Here is a 14,397-nt window from a genome sequence, read left to right as displayed (position 1 = left end):
CCGGCATTTGCCCGGCCTGCCTTATGCGCTGGCCGTCGGCACCTTGAGGCCGCGCAGCTCATAGCCGATCTCGCTCTCTACCGCGATGGTGGCCCGCACGCAGGGCAGCGCCATCATCCGGTCATGATGCGCGACCAGTCCGGGCAACGCGTCGAGCGGCAGGTTTATGGTGTTGCGGATGCGCCAGAACAGCCGGAACAGATGAATGTCCGCGATGGACATCCGCTCGCCCATGGCAAAGGCGCGACCATTTAGGCGCTGTTCGGCCTGACGAAGCGCTGCCTCGGCCTTTTCGGCGCCGCCCATGAAGCCCGGATGGATCGTTGCTGCCGCGAAGGACATCCATGAGACCGCGCGCGCCTGCGCCTCGACATCGTCCGGCAGCAGTCCCGCCTCCGGAAAGCGCTTCGCCAGATAGAAGAGGATGCCGGCCACCTCGGTCAGCACCAGGTCTCCGTCCACCAAGGTCGGCACCTTGCCCTCGGGATTGATCGCCAGATAGGCCGCCTCGCGCTGCTCCTGTCGCGCGAAGGAGAGCGGCCGGATGTCGAAGGGCGCTCCGATCGCATGCAGCGCGATATGCGGCGCCATCGAGCTGGAGCCGGGCGCGAGATAGAGCGTGAGCATGATGCGACCTTCCCGACAACCGGTCTTGCCGTCCGGCGATAGAACAAACGCCTGCCAATAGTCCACAGCGTCCGGTTCGCCGCAACGCTCTTCCGGAATCATCATCCCGCCCGTTACGGATTCTTCATCCGGCGCGTTGCAGACTCGCGCGACGCCGAAGGACCAGACGATGTTGAACCAGCTCAGGACGTTACACGACGACATTCTGATGTACATTGGCGAACTGGAGCGCCAGACCGCCGCGTCCGTCCCCAAGCTCGACGCCGTCGCCTCGGCCCGCCTGAAGCTCACGCGCGTCAGCCGTCGCAGGACCGCGCTGCTGGAGACCAAAGTCTATCCGTTCCTCCTCGAACGCGTCTCGCCGGCGGATCAGGCTAATGTCCTTGCCCTGCGCGATAGCGGCAAGGCGCAGCTCACGGTCTCGGTGGGGCATATCGGCCGCTGGACCCTGCGCGAAGTGGAGGAATCCTGGAGCGACTATTGCGCGGCATCTCGCGCCATGCGCACCACGATGATCGCGCGCGTCGGGGCGGAAAGGGAGCTTGTCTATCCGCTTCTGACCAGATGGCCCGACGTCACGGCCTAGGCCGCCTTCGTGGCCGTCATCACATAATAGAGCCCGCCACTCGCGGCCATGTCGCGCAGTTGCTGCGGCGGCGCGAAACGATCGCCATGCTGCTGCGCCAGCCGGTCCAGCGTCGCCACAACGTTGGTTGGCCCGATCGTGTCGATCGCGCTGAACGGCCCGCCGGTGTAGGGCGCGAAGCCCCAGCCGAAGATCGCGCCGAGATCGCCGTCCTGCGGCGTCACCAGCACGCCCTCGGCGAAGCAGCGCGCGCACTCGACCAGCTGGCGATAGAGCAGCCGCTCACGCACATCCTCGGGCATGGGCTGGTTGATCGCCAGCGGATATTCCCCGCCGAGGCCCGGCCAGAGCAGCTTCTTGCCGTCGGCGGGATAGTCGTAATAACCCTTGCCGTTCTTGCGCCCGAGCCGGCCGATCCCGACCATATGCGCCGCGACATCGTCAGCGAGGCTGGCCTTGTAGGCATCGCCCAGCGCCGCCTTGGTCGCCAAGGTCACCTTGTGGCCTAGCTCGATCGAGACCTCGTCCGAGACCGCCAGCGGTCCCACCGGCATGCCGAGCTGCTTGCCCATATTCTCGATGAGCGCAGCGCCGACGCCCTCGGCCAGCATCTGCGTGCCTTCCTGCACATAGGTGCCGAAGCAGCGCGACGTGTAGAAGCCGCGCGAATCATTGACGACGATCGGCGTCTTGCGGATCTGCGCGACGAAATCGAGCGCCTTGGCCACGGCGCGGTCGCCCGTCTGCTTGCCGAGAATGATCTCGACCAGCGCCATCCGCTCGACCGGCGAGAAGAAGTGGATGCCGACGAAATTCTCCGGCTTGCTCCAAGCCCCGGCGAGCGAGGTGATCGGCAGGGTCGAGGTGTTGGAGCCGAAGATCACGTCCGGTCCAAGCACCGCCTCGACGCGCTTGGTGATCTCGGCCTTGACGTCCGCCGCCTCGAACACCGCTTCGATCACGAAGTCGCAGCCCCTGAGCGCCTCGACATCCGTCACCGGCGTGATCCGCGCCAGCGTCTCGGCCATTTTCTCGGGCGTCATTCCCCGGCCGATGCGCTTCTGCATCTGCTCGGCGGCATGCGCCTTGCCCTTGTCGGCCGAGGCCTGGTCGCGATCGAGCAGCACCACCTCGATGCCCGCCTGCGCCGCGACATTGGCGATGCCCGCGCCCATCATGCCCGCGCCGAGCATGGCGAGCTTCCTCGTCGGCGCCTTCTCGACACCGGCCGGGCGCCGCGCCCCGCGTTCGGCCGCCTGTTTCGAGACGAAGAGCGTGCGCACCATGTTGCCCGCTTGCGGGTCGGCGACGACCTTGGCGAAATATTTGCTCTCGACGCGGACGGCCTTGTCCATCGGCAGCTGGATGCCCTCATAGACCGCGCTCAGCAGCGCATGCGGGGCGTGGATGTTCCGCTGCGTCGTCTTTGTGGTCATGACGGTCGCCGCCATCATCACCTGGATGAAGCCGGGGTTGAACTGGCCGGAGCCGCCCGGCACCTTGAAGCCCTTGACGTCCCAGGGCTGCGTGCCCGCGCCCGGATTGGCCTTCACCCAGGCCTTGGCCGCCGCGACCGTCTGCCCCGGCTCGGCCAGCTCGTCGACCACTTTCATGCCCAGCGCCTCGGCCGGGCGCCAGCTCTTGCCCTGCAGCATGTACATGAGGGCGCCCTGAATGCCGATCAGGCGGGGAAGCCGCTGCGATCCGCCGCCGCCGGGGAACAGGCCGATCAGGATTTCCGGAAGCCCGATCGTTACCTTGGGGTCATTGGTCAGTACGCGATGATGGCAGGCGAGCGCCAGCTCCAGCCCGCCGCCCATGCAGGTGCCCTCGATCGCGACCGCGACCGGCTTGCCGTTGGTCTCCAGCTTGCGCAGCAGCGCGTTCAGCGTGAACACGCGCTCGAACAGGGCCGCCATATCGGTCCCGTCCGGCCCACCGGCGGTCGCCTCGCGCAGCATGTTAATCAGATATTTGAGGTCCATGCCGGCCATGAACCCGCTCGTCTTGCCGGAACAGATGACGGCGCCCTTGATCGCGTCGTCACCGGCGATCTTGCCGATGGCTTCCTCAAGATCGGCGAAGAAGTCCGGCGTGAGGACATTCATCGACTGGTTCGGCACGTCGATGGTGAGGAGGGCGATGCCGTCCGCGTCGATCTCGGTCTTGATGGTCGTGGCCATGTCTGCCTCCAAATCCTTCAAACTAACCCGTTCGCCCTGAGTAGGGGCTGAGCTTGTCGAAGACCCGTATCGAGGGGTCAGCTCAAGCTCGCGATCCTTCGATACGCCATTTCGACAAGCTCAATGGCTACTCAGGACGAACGGTCATTCTTACAATCACGCGTTCGGTTCGAGCGGCCGTCGAAGTCGAGATGGCTGTCGAGAACGGCAGCGCTGCGCCAATTTCTCGACCCCGGTTCTCGACAGGCTCGAACCTCGGCCGGAAACGAACGGGGAGGGACCGGACCAGGCTCAAAGCCAAGCCTCCCTCAAATCCGCTCGATGATAATCCCCGTACCCATGCCGGCGCCGACGCAGAGGTTGATCAGCGCGGTGCCCTTGCCGGAGCGCTCCAGCTCGTCGAGCGCCGTGCCCAGCACCATCGCCCCGGTCGCGCCGAGCGGATGCCCCATCGCGATCGCGCCGCCATTCACATTGATCTGGCTGTGGTCCAGCCCCATGGCCTGCATGTAGCGCAGCACCACGCTGGCGAAGGCCTCGTTGAGTTCCCACAGGTCGATGTCGCCCTTGGCCATGCCGGCCTTTTTGAGCAGCTTGTCGGCGATACCCTCCGGCCCGGTCAGCATGATCAGCGGCTCGGAACCGACCGAGGCCATGGCGCGCATCTTCGCGCGCGGCTTCAGGCCATATTTTTCGCCCATCGCCTTGCTGCCGACCAGCACGGCCGCTGCGCCATCGACGATGCCGGAGCTGTTGCCGGCATGATGGACATGATTGATCTTCTCCACCTCCGGATAGCGCAGCAGCGCGACGGCATCGAAGCCCGGCATGTCCTCGCCCATCGCCGCGAAGCTGGGCTTCAGGGCGGCGAGGCTCTGCATCGTGGTTTCCGGGCGCATATGCTCGTCATGATCGAGCAGAGTCTGGCCGATCACGTCCTGGACCGGCACGATCGATTTCTTAAAGAGCCCCGCCGCCCAGGCGGCTGCCGCGCGCTTCTGGCTCTCGACGGCATAGGCATCGACATCGTCGCGCGAGAAGCCGAACTTGGTCGCGATCAGGTCGGCGCCGATGCCCTGCGGGGCGAAATAGGTCGCATAGGCCACGGCGGGATCTGAGGCCCAGGCGCCGCCATCCGCGCCCATCGGCACACGGCTCATCGATTCGACGCCGCCGCCGATCGCCAATTCGGCTTCGCCACTGATCACCTTGGCGAGCGCCATATTGGTGGCTTCGAGGCCAGATGCGCAGAAGCGGTTGATCTGCACGCCCGGCACCGTCTCGGCAAAGCCCGCGGTCAGCACAGCCATGCGGGCGATGTCCGTGCCTTGCTCGCCGACCGGTGCGACGCAGCCCAGGATCACGTCGTCGAGGTCGGCGGTGTCGATATTGTTGCGGTCCCGTACCGCCCGGAGCATCTGCACGGCGAGCTGGACGGGTGTGACTTCGTGCAGCGATCCGTCCGCCTTGCCGCGCCCTCTTGGGGTGCGCACGGCGTCGTAGATGAAGGCTTCCATGGGTCGCTCTCCTGGGCCGCCGGGGAGGGGTGGGCGGTCTCCTCTGTTGCCCGACATATGGGCCATGGACCCGGCGTTCGGCAAGGTTGCTGTGAAGTTTCGCGAGATTTTTCCAGACAAGCGCACCCGCGAAATGCCCGGAAAATCCCCAAACCTCAGCCTTACCCTAACGTAAACGGAAACCACTCGCCATGTGTCACACATGTGAGCTTCATGAAGTTCCGGAACCCCTGACCGGTCCCGTCATCCCCCGACTCGGAAACGCCGGGTTGAATCCGAGTCGTGACAAACCTATGTCCGCCCGACCGACCGGCATGCCGCTGTGCCTGCCTCTTCCACGCACCGGGGGTGTTAATGGCCAGCCAGCAGATCGACGTGAACCCGAAATCGGCCAAGCCCGACGTGCCTGAGGATGTGAAAGACGCGATCCGCACGCTCATCCGCTGGGCCGGTGACGATCCGGAGCGCGAGGGCCTGATCGAGACGCCCAAGCGCGTCGCGCGCGCCTGGAAGGAATATTGCGAGGGCTATGCCGAGGACCCGGCCTACCATCTCTCGCGCATCTTCCATGAGGTCGGCGGTTATGACGAGATCGTCATGCTCAACGACATTCCGTTCCAGTCGCATTGCGAGCATCACATGGCGCCGATCGTCGGCAAGGCGCACATCGCCTATCTGCCGCGCGACTATGTGGTTGGCATCTCGAAGCTCGCTCGCGTGCTGGAGGCATTTGCGCGCCGCCTGCAGGTGCAGGAGCGCCTGACAGCGCAAGTGGCCGACTGCATCTGGGATAATCTCAAGCCGCTGGGCGTTGCCGTCGTGATCGAGGCGAGCCATGGCTGCATGACCGGCCGCGGTGTGCGCACCCATGGCACGATCATGCGCACCAGCCGCATGATGGGCGTGTTCAAGCGCGACGAAAAGAGCCGCGAGGAAGTGCTGCGCCTGATGGGCGTCAAGTGACGCCGGCACAGCCGCTGGCCCTCGTGACCGGCGGCCACCGCCGCCTCGGCGCGCGGATCGCGATGCGCCTGGCCCGTGCTGGTTACGCGCTGGCAATTCACGGGCGCCACGATGCGGAGCCGCATCCCTTCCTTGCCGGGTGTCTGGCCGAGACGGGCGTGCCATGGGCTGGATTCGTTGCCGATTTCCTGGATGACGCCGAGGTTCAGGGGCTCATGCCGGCCGTCATCGCGCAGTTCGGCCGCGCGCCCGATCTGCTGGTCAACAGCGCGTCGCTGTTTGGGCAGGACAGGCTCGACACGGTGACCCCGTCCGACCTCGCCGACCATTTCGCCGTGAATGCTTCGGTGCCGGTTCTGCTCACCCAGGCGTTCGTGAAGGCGGATCGGTCAGGGCCTGCCAATGTCTCGGTGGTGAATATCCTCGATCAGCGCCTCGCCCAGCCGCATGGCGATCAGCTCGCCTACACGCTCGCCAAATATGCGCTGGAGGGCTTCACGAAGATCGCCGCGCGCGAGCTTGCCCCGCATGTCCGCGTCAATGCGGTGGCGCCGGGACTGACGCTGGTGACCGAGGATTATGCGGAAGCGCAGGTCGACCGGCTCGCCGCGTCCATGCCGCTCGGGCGCCTGCCCGGAACGGAGGATGTCGCCGACGCCGTGCTCTATCTGGCCGGGGCCGCGGCGGTCACTGGCCAGACCGTCTATGTCGATGGCGGCGCCCATATGCGCAGCTTCGCGCGGGACTTCATGCACCTCTGAGAGCCCGTGCCGACCAACAAAAAGCCCCGCAGGATCGCTCCGGCGGGGCTCTTTATTTGACTGGCGACTGGCCTCAGGCCTCGTCGCTCTCCGCCGGCTCGTCGGCCAGGTCGGCCGGGATCTCGCCGGGCTCCGCATTCGGATCGTAATCCTCGGTGAAGCCCGCCTCGTCCTTCTCGAACATCGACGCCATGACGTCGACGCCGTCCTTCTGGAGATCGGCTTCCTCGGGCGAACGGGCGACGTTCACCTGAATGTTGACCGCAACCTCGGGGTGCAGCGAGACCTTGACGTCGAACAGACCGAGTGTCTTGATCGGCCGTTCGAGCACGATCATCGCCTTGCTGACGATCTTGTGGCCGGCCTCATGCAGACCCTCGACGATGTCGCGAACCGAGACCGATCCGTAGAGCTGGCCGCTGTTCGACGACTGCCGGATCAGCACGATCTGGACGCCATTGACCGTCTCGGCTGCCGTGGCAGCATCGCTGCGGCGGGCGGCATTGTCGGCCTCGATCTTGGCGCGGTTGGCCTCGAACACCTTCTTGTTGGCGTTGTTCGAGCGGAGCGCCTTCTTGTTGGGCAGCAGATAGTTGCGCGCATAACCGTCCTTGACGGTCACGACGTCGCCGATCGCACCCAGCTTCTCGATGCGCTCGAGCAGAATGATTTCCATGATGAGCGCTCCTTACTTCACGATGTAGGGCAGCAGGCCCAGATGACGGGCGCGCTTGATCGCCTGGCTGAGCTCGCGCTGCTTCTTCGCCGATACGGCGGTGATGCGCGAGGGGACGATCTTGCCACGCTCGGAAACGAAACCCTGCAGCAGGCGGACATCCTTGTAGTCGATGCGCGGTGCGTCCTTCGCGGAGAAGGGGCAGGTCTTGCGGCGGCGGAAAAATGGGCGTGCCATGGTCTATATCTCCTTATTCGCCGTCGGACGCTTCGTCGCGGTCACGGCGCGGGCCACGGCTGTCGCCGCGCGGGCCGCGATCGCCCCGGTCACCACGATCGCCGCGGTCACCACGCTCACGGTCGCGATCGCTCTTGCGCATCATCACCGAGGGTCCACCCTCCAGCTCATCGACGCGGATCGTCATGTAGCGGATGATGTCTTCGTTGATCTGCGTCTGGCGCTCCAGCTCCGCGACGGTGCCGGCAGGCGCGTCGATGTTGAGCATGACGTAATGCGCCTTGCGGTTCTTCGCGATCTTGTAGGCGAGGTTGCGGAGACCCCAATTTTCCACCTTCGTCACCTTGCCCTCCTGGGCCTCGACGATCTTGGTGGCATTTTCCGCCAGCGCATCGACCTGGGCCTGAGCCAGATCCTGACGCGCAAGGAAGACATGCTCGTATTGCGGCATGGTTCATGCGTCCTGTCTTTGGCCGATTGCTGATGGCCGCCCCATGCGAACCACCCCTCCGGCTGTCGTCTATAGTCAATTTCCGCCCGCATCCGCGAACGGAGCGGCGCCTATGACGAAAAGCGCCCGCAATTGCAAGCAAAACGAGCATTCGCGCGGTTGCGTCTCATGATTGGCCGCGCAGCTTCCGCCGGATGCGCGCCAGACGCGCACCGCCCAGCAGTCGGGAGCTCATGCCCTTGAGACCGTCCAGCACACGTCCGGCCATAGTGGCGAACACGGCTGACGGGCTCGACCAGCGAGCCAGCGAAAGGCCCGTGCAAGGGATGACGATTGTGCCGAAACGCTCCTTATAGTCCAAGTCGCGCACGCCGAAATCGAAGCGCGCACAGGCTGGCTCCTGCGCGAGATCCTCCAGCGCATGAAACAGGATGGCAGTCCCGGCGCAATGCTTGCGGAAGTCCGGGTCATAGCCGGTCATCCTGAAATAGAAGACGTCATGGCTGATGTCACCCCAGGCGAAGGCGCGGGGGATGCCATCGACATAGGCGATATAGGCTCGCAATCGGCCGGCTTGCGCCAGCGCGGCAAAGCGCGCTCGCGTCGCCGCGTCGTCTTCGAGCGCGATGCCCATGCCGGCGAGATAGGTCTGCTTGCTGAGCGGGGCGGCGTCGCGCAGGAAAAGCGCCGCCTCCTCGAACGTTTCGAAGTGCCGCCAGGCCGGCGAAAGCCGCTCGAACAGGCGCCGGTCGCGCTGAACCGCTTTGCGGGTACTCCCGCGCAAGCGGGCGAGATAGGCCTGAAAGCCCTCTGCGAGGCTCAGCAACCGTCGCGTACAGTTGCGATCATTGTCGTGCAGGATCATGCGCCGTCGGTATGATCGGGCGGCTTCGCACAGGCCGCTGGCAATCGGTATCTCGCCGAAATCGACGATCTTGGCCATCGGTTCGGCCAGGATCGCCTGCAGCATCGATCCAGCGGTCGCGGCATCGGCGCCGCCGAGCAATTGGCTGCCGTACAGGCCCGCGGTCGGCACCTTGATAGTGAAAAGCCTGATCTGGCTGAACCAATAGACTCGCATGTTGCGCCACAGGACGAAACAGGCCAGCGCCGAAACCTGCCCGCCGTCATGCGCGACGATGAAGCGAAAATTCGTGCCCTCGCGGGATATGGACGAGATCAGTTCTTCAAATGGCGCCACATAGAGCGTTTCGTGCACGGCCAGCCGATCCCAGTCCGCCTTGAAGGGAAGCACCTCAGCGACCGTGCGAAATATCGAAACCTGCATGCGAAAGACGCTTTCCCAACGGCGGACCGGGCTTTTGACGGGCTACGCTATAATCCCCGGCCTTTAAATCGCGATGAAGTCGCCGGCGGCGGTCTATAAAGAGCCTCTTCCAACGCCCGGACAATCCGCTATGCAGCGCGGCTACCAAATCGGGCAGGGGCCTAAATCATGCGCGCATTCATCTTTCCCGGACAAGGCAGCCAGGCCGTGGGCATGGGCGCCGCGCTCGCCGGGGCGTCGCCGGTCGCCCGCCAGATCTTCGAGGAGGTGGACGAGGCGCTCGGCCAGCATCTGTTTCGCCTGATGAGCGAAGGGCCGGAGGCTGACCTCACTTTGACCGAGAACGCCCAGCCGGCGATCATGGCCAATGCGCTCGCCACGCTGCGGGTGCTGGAGATCGAAGGCGGCATAGCCATTGCCGACAAGGCGGATGCGGTCGCCGGGCATAGCCTCGGCGAATATAGCGCCCTCTCGGCGGTGGGCGCCTTCGACCTCAAGACGACGGCACGGCTCCTCAAGACGCGCGGGCGCGCGATGCAGGCGGCGGTTCCCGTCGGCGTCGGCGCGATGGCGGCGCTGCTTGGCGCCGACATCGGGAACGCCGAGGCGCTGGCCGCAGCGGCGGCGCAGGGCGAGGTGTGTACCGTTGCCAACGACAATGATCCGGGCCAGGTGGTCATCTCCGGGCACAAGGGCGCGATCGAGCGCGCCATTGGGATGGTCAAGGACTATGAGATCAAGCGCGGTGTCCTGCTGCCGGTCTCGGCGCCTTTCCATTGCCCGCTCATGCAGCCTGCCGCCGATGCGATGGCGGATGCGCTCGCTGGGACGGATTCGCCCGGCGCCTTCATCCCCGTCTATGCCAACGTGACCGCCGCGCCGGTCACGGATGCCGCGACGATCCGGCAACTGCTCGTCGAGCAGGTCACGGGTCGTGTTCGCTGGCGCGAGAGCATCGCGGCCATGTGGGACGCAGGGATCACCGATTTCGTCGAGTTCGGGGGCAAGGTGCTTTCCCCGATGGTCAAGCGCATCGCACCGGATGCAACGGTGATGAGCATCGTCACCATGGACGATATCGAAGCGCTGGTTGGCCGGCTCTGAGGACTGGAGGAACAGGATGTTCGATCTTTCGGGAATGACGGCGCTGGTGACCGGCGCAAGCGGCGGCATCGGCTCGGAGATCGCCAGAGCTCTCGCCGGCCAGGGCGCGAAGCTTGCGCTTTCCGGCAGCAATGTCGCCAAGCTGGAGGCCTTTGCGGCAGAGCTTGGCGGCGATCATGTCTGCGTGCCCTGCGATCTGAGCGATGCGGCATCGGTCGACGGCCTGGTGCCGGCCGCGCTCGAAGCGCTTGGCGGCCCACTGGACATTCTCGTCAACAATGCCGGCGTCACGCGCGACAACCTCATGATGCGCATGAAGGACGAGGAGTGGGACAGTGTCCAGCGCATCAATCTCGAAGCCGCTTTCCGCCTCATCCGCGCCGCCGCGCGGCCGATGATGAAGGCGCGCTTCGGCCGCGTCATATCGATCACCAGCGTCGTCGGCGTGACCGGCAACCCCGGTCAGGCCAATTATGCCGCGTCCAAGGCGGGCCTCATCGGCATGAGCAAGAGCCTGGCACAGGAATTGGCGAGCCGTGGCATCACCGTGAACTGCGTGGCGCCGGGCTTCATTCGCTCGGCGATGACTGATGCGCTTAACGAGACGCAGAGAGAGGCGATCCTCGCGCGCATCCCTGCGGGGACCCTGGGCGAGGGGCGCGACATCGGTGCGGCCGTGGTCTATCTCGCGAGCAGGGAAGGCGGTTATGTCACTGGCCAGACCTTGCACGTGAACGGCGGCATGGCCATGATTTGATGCCGGGTGCAGGGCGCGTGTTCCTGGCCGGGCGAAGTGGCATTGCAGCGCCGCAGCCTCTTGTCACGCACGGCCCTACCCACTAGGGCATCTTCCGACTGAAGATCACTAAGTAGAAGGACCAGCCATGAGTGAGACCGCGGATCGCGTGAAGAAGATCGTCGTCGAGCACCTCGGCGTCGAGGCGGACAAAGTGACCGAAGACGCGAGCTTCATCGACGATCTCGGCGCGGACAGCCTCGACATCGTCGAGCTCGTCATGGCCTTTGAGGAAGAGTTCGGCGTCGAGATTCCCGATGATGCAGCCGAGAAGATTGCGACCGTCAAGGATGCGATCGATTTCATCGAGGGCAAGCAGTAAGGACCTTCATGCGCGGCCCGCGGGCGATAGCTTGCGGGCCGGCATCGGCCAGTGCATCAGGATTGGGACGGCTCTCCGGTCGCGGGTTCGCTCGCCAGAGGAGGGCCGTTTCGCTTTTACCGGCTGCGAAGACGCAACAGCAGCCAGCTCGAAGTTTAGGAGAGTGATATGCGTCGTGTCGTTGTGACTGGTCTCGGCATGGTCTCGCCGCTGGGTGCGGACGTCGAAACGAGCTGGGCGAACATCATCGCCTCGAAATCGGGCGCGGGCACGATCACGCGTTTCGACGCCACCGATTATGCCTGTCGCATCGCCTGCGAGGTGAAACCCAAGGATCATGCCTGGGGTTTCGATCCGGACAAGCGCGTCGACCACAAGGTCCAGCGCCAGGTCGATCCATTCATCATCTATGGCATCGATGCAGCAGGTCAGGCGCTCGAGGATGCCGGCCTCACCGACATGAGCGAGGAGGAGCGCTTCCGCACCGGCCTCTCGATCGGCTCGGGCATTGGCGGCCTGCCGGGCATCGCCAGCGAATCGATCGTGCTGCACGAGAAGGGGCCGCGCCGCGTCTCGCCGCATTTCGTCCATGGCCGCCTGATCAATCTCATCTCCGGCCAGGTCAGCATCAAATATGGCCTGATGGGCCCCAACCACGCCGTCGTGACGGCCTGCGCGACCGGCGTGCACTCGATCGGCGATGCGGCCCGCATGATCGCGATGGACGATGCCGACATCATGCTGGCGGGTGGCGCCGAGGGCGCGATCTGCCCGCTCGGCATCGCCGGTTTCGCGCAGGCACGCGCGCTCTCGACCGATTTCAACGACACGCCCGAAAAGGCCTCGCGCCCTTATGACAAGGCGCGCGACGGCTTCGTCATGGGTGAAGGCGCCGGCGTCGTCGTGCTTGAGGAGTATGAGCATGCCAAGGCGCGTGGAGCCAAGATTTACGCCGAAGTCATCGGCTATGGCCTGTCGGGCGATGCCTATCACGTAACAGCGCCGCATCCTGAAGGATCGGGCGCCTATCGATCGATGGCGATGGCGATGAAGAAGTCCGGCCTCGCGCTGGACGACATCGACTATGTGAATGCGCACGGCACCTCCACGCCCCTCGGCGACGAGTTGGAGCTGGGGGCCGTACGCCGCCTGTTTGGGCCTGCGCTCGGGAACCTGTCGATGTCCTCGACCAAATCGGCGATCGGGCATCTGCTCGGCGGCGCGGGTGCGGTCGAGACAATCTTCTGCATTCTCGCGCTGCGCGACCAGATCGCTCCGCCGACGCTCAATCTCGATGATCCGAGCGAGAGCTGCGAAGGCGTCGATCTCGTGCCTCACATCGCGAAGAAGCGCGAGATCAACGCCGTGCTCAACAACAGCTTCGGGTTCGGCGGCACCAATGCCAGCCTCGTGCTGACAAAGGTCTAGGCCGCGATGCGACGCCGCGTCGGGCTGATCATCCTGGCGGTGTTGGCTCTGGGGCTGGCGGCAGCGGCGTATAATTTCGTGCATGGCTGGACCCGCTCGGGCCCGCTCGATCATGACATCACGATCGTGGTGCCGGACGGCGCCAGCCTGCGCGGCATGGCGAGCGATCTTGAGAAGAAGGGCGCGATCAGCTCGGCCAATGCCTTCATGACCCGCGCGCGCTTCCTGGGCGGCAGCGGCGTTATCAAGGCGGGCGAATACAAGATCCCCAAGAGCGCCAGCAATTCCGAGATTTTGCAGATTCTGCAGGGCGGCAAGACGGTCAATTATCTGGTGACCATCCCCGAGGGCATGCCGTCGATCCTCGTGCAAGAACGGCTAATGGCCAACAAAGACCTGACCGGGTCCGTGGCCGTGCCCGCCGAGGGATCCGTGCTGCCGGACAGCTACGCCTATCAGAAGGGCGAGACGCGGCAGGCAGTGCTTGACCGGATGCAGGCGGCGATGACCAAATTCATGGCCGAGCAATGGCCCAAGCGCGCGCCGGACATCGTCGTCAAGACGCCGTCGGAAGCGCTCGTCCTCGCCAGCATCGTCGAGAAGGAGACGTCGCTGCAGGCCGAGCGGCCGATCGTGGCGGGCGTCTATGCCAACCGGTTGCGCACCGGCATGATGCTGCAAGCCGATCCGACGATCATCTATCCGATCACCAAGGGGAAACCGCTCGGCCGCCGCATCCGCAAATCGGAGATCGCTGCTGTCAACGATTATAATACTTATGCGATGACCGGGCTGCCCAAGGGGCCGATCGCCAATCCGGGCCGCACCTCGATCGAGGCGGTGCTGAAGCCCGCCGCCACGCGCGCGCTCTATTTTGTCGCGGACGGGCGGGGCGGGCATATCTTTGCGGACACGCTGGAGCAGCATAACGAGAACGTCCGCAAATGGTTCGAGCTGCGCCGTCAGCGCGGCGAGATGTGAGCTAGCGCAACGCGCCCTTCGTGCCGAGCGAGCGTGCATAGGTCAGCTGGATGACCGCCATCGCCAGGATGAACAGCGGAAAAAGCGCTGTGCTTAAGCCTTTCTGCGCCAGCAGATCGGTCAGGAGGAAGGTGTAGCTGAACTGCGCGATCACCGCGATCACGCAGATGGCCGAGAGCCAGATCGCCGCCTTAAGGCGAAACAGCAGCGCGATGGCGCCTGCCAGACCCGTGCCCACGGCAAGGCCATAGCTGATCCAGGCCCAGGTCGGCATTTCGGACCAGATCCTGGCCTGCAGCGGATCGGTCCTGGCAAGGATCGTTAGATCCTGATTGGACTGCATCACAAATGCGAAGACGCCAAGGCAATTCCAGACCAATAATATCAGGGCTGGCCAGATCGCGGGGCGCGTGGGAGCTGGAGTCGATGCCATAATTTCCCCTCCTTCTGTTAGGCTGCATGGAGCATGACTCAATT

General features: G+C 64.7%; 16 protein-coding genes. 8 read left to right on the top strand and 8 right to left on the bottom strand.

Annotated features, from left to right (window positions below; all coding sequences use genetic code 11):
* Positions 1-21 precede the first annotated feature (21 nt).
* Positions 22-831, bottom strand: coding sequence for a glutathione S-transferase family protein (locus KK488_RS02600; RefSeq protein WP_214621545.1), 810 nt, complete (start codon positions 829-831; stop codon positions 22-24).
* 4 nt (positions 832-835) lie between these two features.
* On the opposite strand from KK488_RS02600, the gene KK488_RS02595 reads away from it, so the two are divergent.
* Positions 836-1,213 carry a hypothetical protein gene (locus KK488_RS02595; RefSeq protein WP_214621544.1) on the top strand — a complete coding sequence of 126 codons (378 nt, stop codon included), beginning with the start codon at positions 836-838 and terminating at the stop codon, positions 1,211-1,213.
* On the opposite strand, the gene KK488_RS02590 is transcribed toward KK488_RS02595, so the two are convergent.
* Together KK488_RS02590 and KK488_RS02585 are read right to left on the bottom strand one after the other, a co-directional pair.
* Positions 1,210-3,396 (bottom strand): 3-hydroxyacyl-CoA dehydrogenase NAD-binding domain-containing protein, encoded by a 2,187-nt coding sequence (locus KK488_RS02590; RefSeq protein ID WP_214621543.1) that lies wholly within the window; start codon positions 3,394-3,396, stop codon positions 1,210-1,212. The genes KK488_RS02595 and KK488_RS02590 overlap by 4 nt on opposite strands.
* 308 nt (positions 3,397-3,704) lie before the next feature.
* Entirely contained in the window at positions 3,705-4,913 is a 1,209-nt protein-coding gene (locus KK488_RS02585; protein ID WP_214621542.1) for an acetyl-CoA C-acetyltransferase, read from the bottom strand.
* 354 nt (positions 4,914-5,267) lie between these two features.
* Between KK488_RS02585 and folE the strand changes: the two genes are divergently transcribed.
* A complete protein-coding gene (folE, locus tag KK488_RS02580) occupies positions 5,268-5,876 on the top strand; it encodes a GTP cyclohydrolase I FolE (RefSeq protein WP_214621541.1) in 609 nt (202 codons plus the stop codon).
* Positions 5,873-6,637 (top strand): SDR family oxidoreductase, encoded by a 765-nt coding sequence (locus tag KK488_RS02575; protein WP_214621540.1) that lies wholly within the window; start codon positions 5,873-5,875, stop codon positions 6,635-6,637. Before folE ends, KK488_RS02575 begins: the two co-directional genes overlap by 4 nt.
* Before the next feature lie 73 nt (positions 6,638-6,710).
* On the opposite strand, the gene rplI is transcribed toward KK488_RS02575, so the two are convergent.
* The 4 genes from rplI to KK488_RS02555 form a co-directional block, all read right to left on the bottom strand.
* Positions 6,711-7,313, bottom strand: a complete 603-nt coding sequence (gene rplI / locus KK488_RS02570; RefSeq protein ID WP_214621539.1) for a 50S ribosomal protein L9 — start codon at positions 7,311-7,313, stop codon at positions 6,711-6,713.
* 12 nt (positions 7,314-7,325) lie between these two features.
* Complete coding sequence (gene rpsR / locus KK488_RS02565; protein ID WP_181560056.1) at positions 7,326-7,550, bottom strand: 30S ribosomal protein S18; 225 nt, start codon at positions 7,548-7,550, stop codon at positions 7,326-7,328.
* A gap of 13 nt (positions 7,551-7,563) precedes the next feature.
* Entirely contained in the window at positions 7,564-8,001 is a 438-nt protein-coding gene (rpsF, locus tag KK488_RS02560; RefSeq protein ID WP_214621538.1) for a 30S ribosomal protein S6, read from the bottom strand.
* Between the two features lie 166 nt (positions 8,002-8,167).
* Positions 8,168-9,289 (bottom strand): GNAT family N-acetyltransferase, encoded by a 1,122-nt coding sequence (locus KK488_RS02555; protein ID WP_214621537.1) that lies wholly within the window; start codon positions 9,287-9,289, stop codon positions 8,168-8,170.
* A 168-nt stretch (positions 9,290-9,457) separates the two neighbouring features.
* Between KK488_RS02555 and fabD the strand changes: the two genes are divergently transcribed.
* The 5 genes from fabD (at position 9,458) to mltG (ending at position 13,920) form a co-directional block, all read left to right on the top strand.
* Positions 9,458-10,393 (top strand): ACP S-malonyltransferase, encoded by a 936-nt coding sequence (fabD, locus tag KK488_RS02550; protein ID WP_214621536.1) that lies wholly within the window; start codon positions 9,458-9,460, stop codon positions 10,391-10,393.
* A 16-nt stretch (positions 10,394-10,409) separates the two neighbouring features.
* Complete coding sequence (gene fabG, locus KK488_RS02545; protein WP_214621535.1) at positions 10,410-11,150, top strand: 3-oxoacyl-[acyl-carrier-protein] reductase; 741 nt, start codon at positions 10,410-10,412, stop codon at positions 11,148-11,150.
* A 127-nt stretch (positions 11,151-11,277) separates the two neighbouring features.
* Complete coding sequence (locus KK488_RS02540; RefSeq protein WP_014076445.1) at positions 11,278-11,511, top strand: acyl carrier protein; 234 nt, start codon at positions 11,278-11,280, stop codon at positions 11,509-11,511.
* A 168-nt stretch (positions 11,512-11,679) separates the two neighbouring features.
* Entirely contained in the window at positions 11,680-12,939 is a 1,260-nt protein-coding gene (gene fabF, locus KK488_RS02535) for a beta-ketoacyl-ACP synthase II (protein WP_214621534.1), read from the top strand.
* A gap of 6 nt (positions 12,940-12,945) precedes the next feature.
* Entirely contained in the window at positions 12,946-13,920 is a 975-nt protein-coding gene (mltG, locus tag KK488_RS02530; protein ID WP_214621533.1) for an endolytic transglycosylase MltG, read from the top strand.
* A 1-nt stretch (position 13,921) separates the two neighbouring features.
* Here the strand turns inward: mltG and KK488_RS02525 are convergent, their stop codons facing one another.
* Positions 13,922-14,263 carry a sugar transporter gene (locus KK488_RS02525; protein ID WP_250889985.1) on the bottom strand — a complete coding sequence of 114 codons (342 nt, stop codon included), beginning with the start codon at positions 14,261-14,263 and terminating at the stop codon, positions 13,922-13,924.
* Between the last annotated feature and the right edge of the window lie 134 nt (positions 14,264-14,397).

Origin of the sequence: Sphingobium nicotianae (assembly GCF_018603885.1) — a bacterium.
Taxonomy (GTDB): domain Bacteria; phylum Pseudomonadota; class Alphaproteobacteria; order Sphingomonadales; family Sphingomonadaceae; genus Sphingobium; species Sphingobium nicotianae.
Note: the sequence above shows the minus strand (reverse complement) of the source record. Positions and strands in the feature narration are given on the sequence as shown.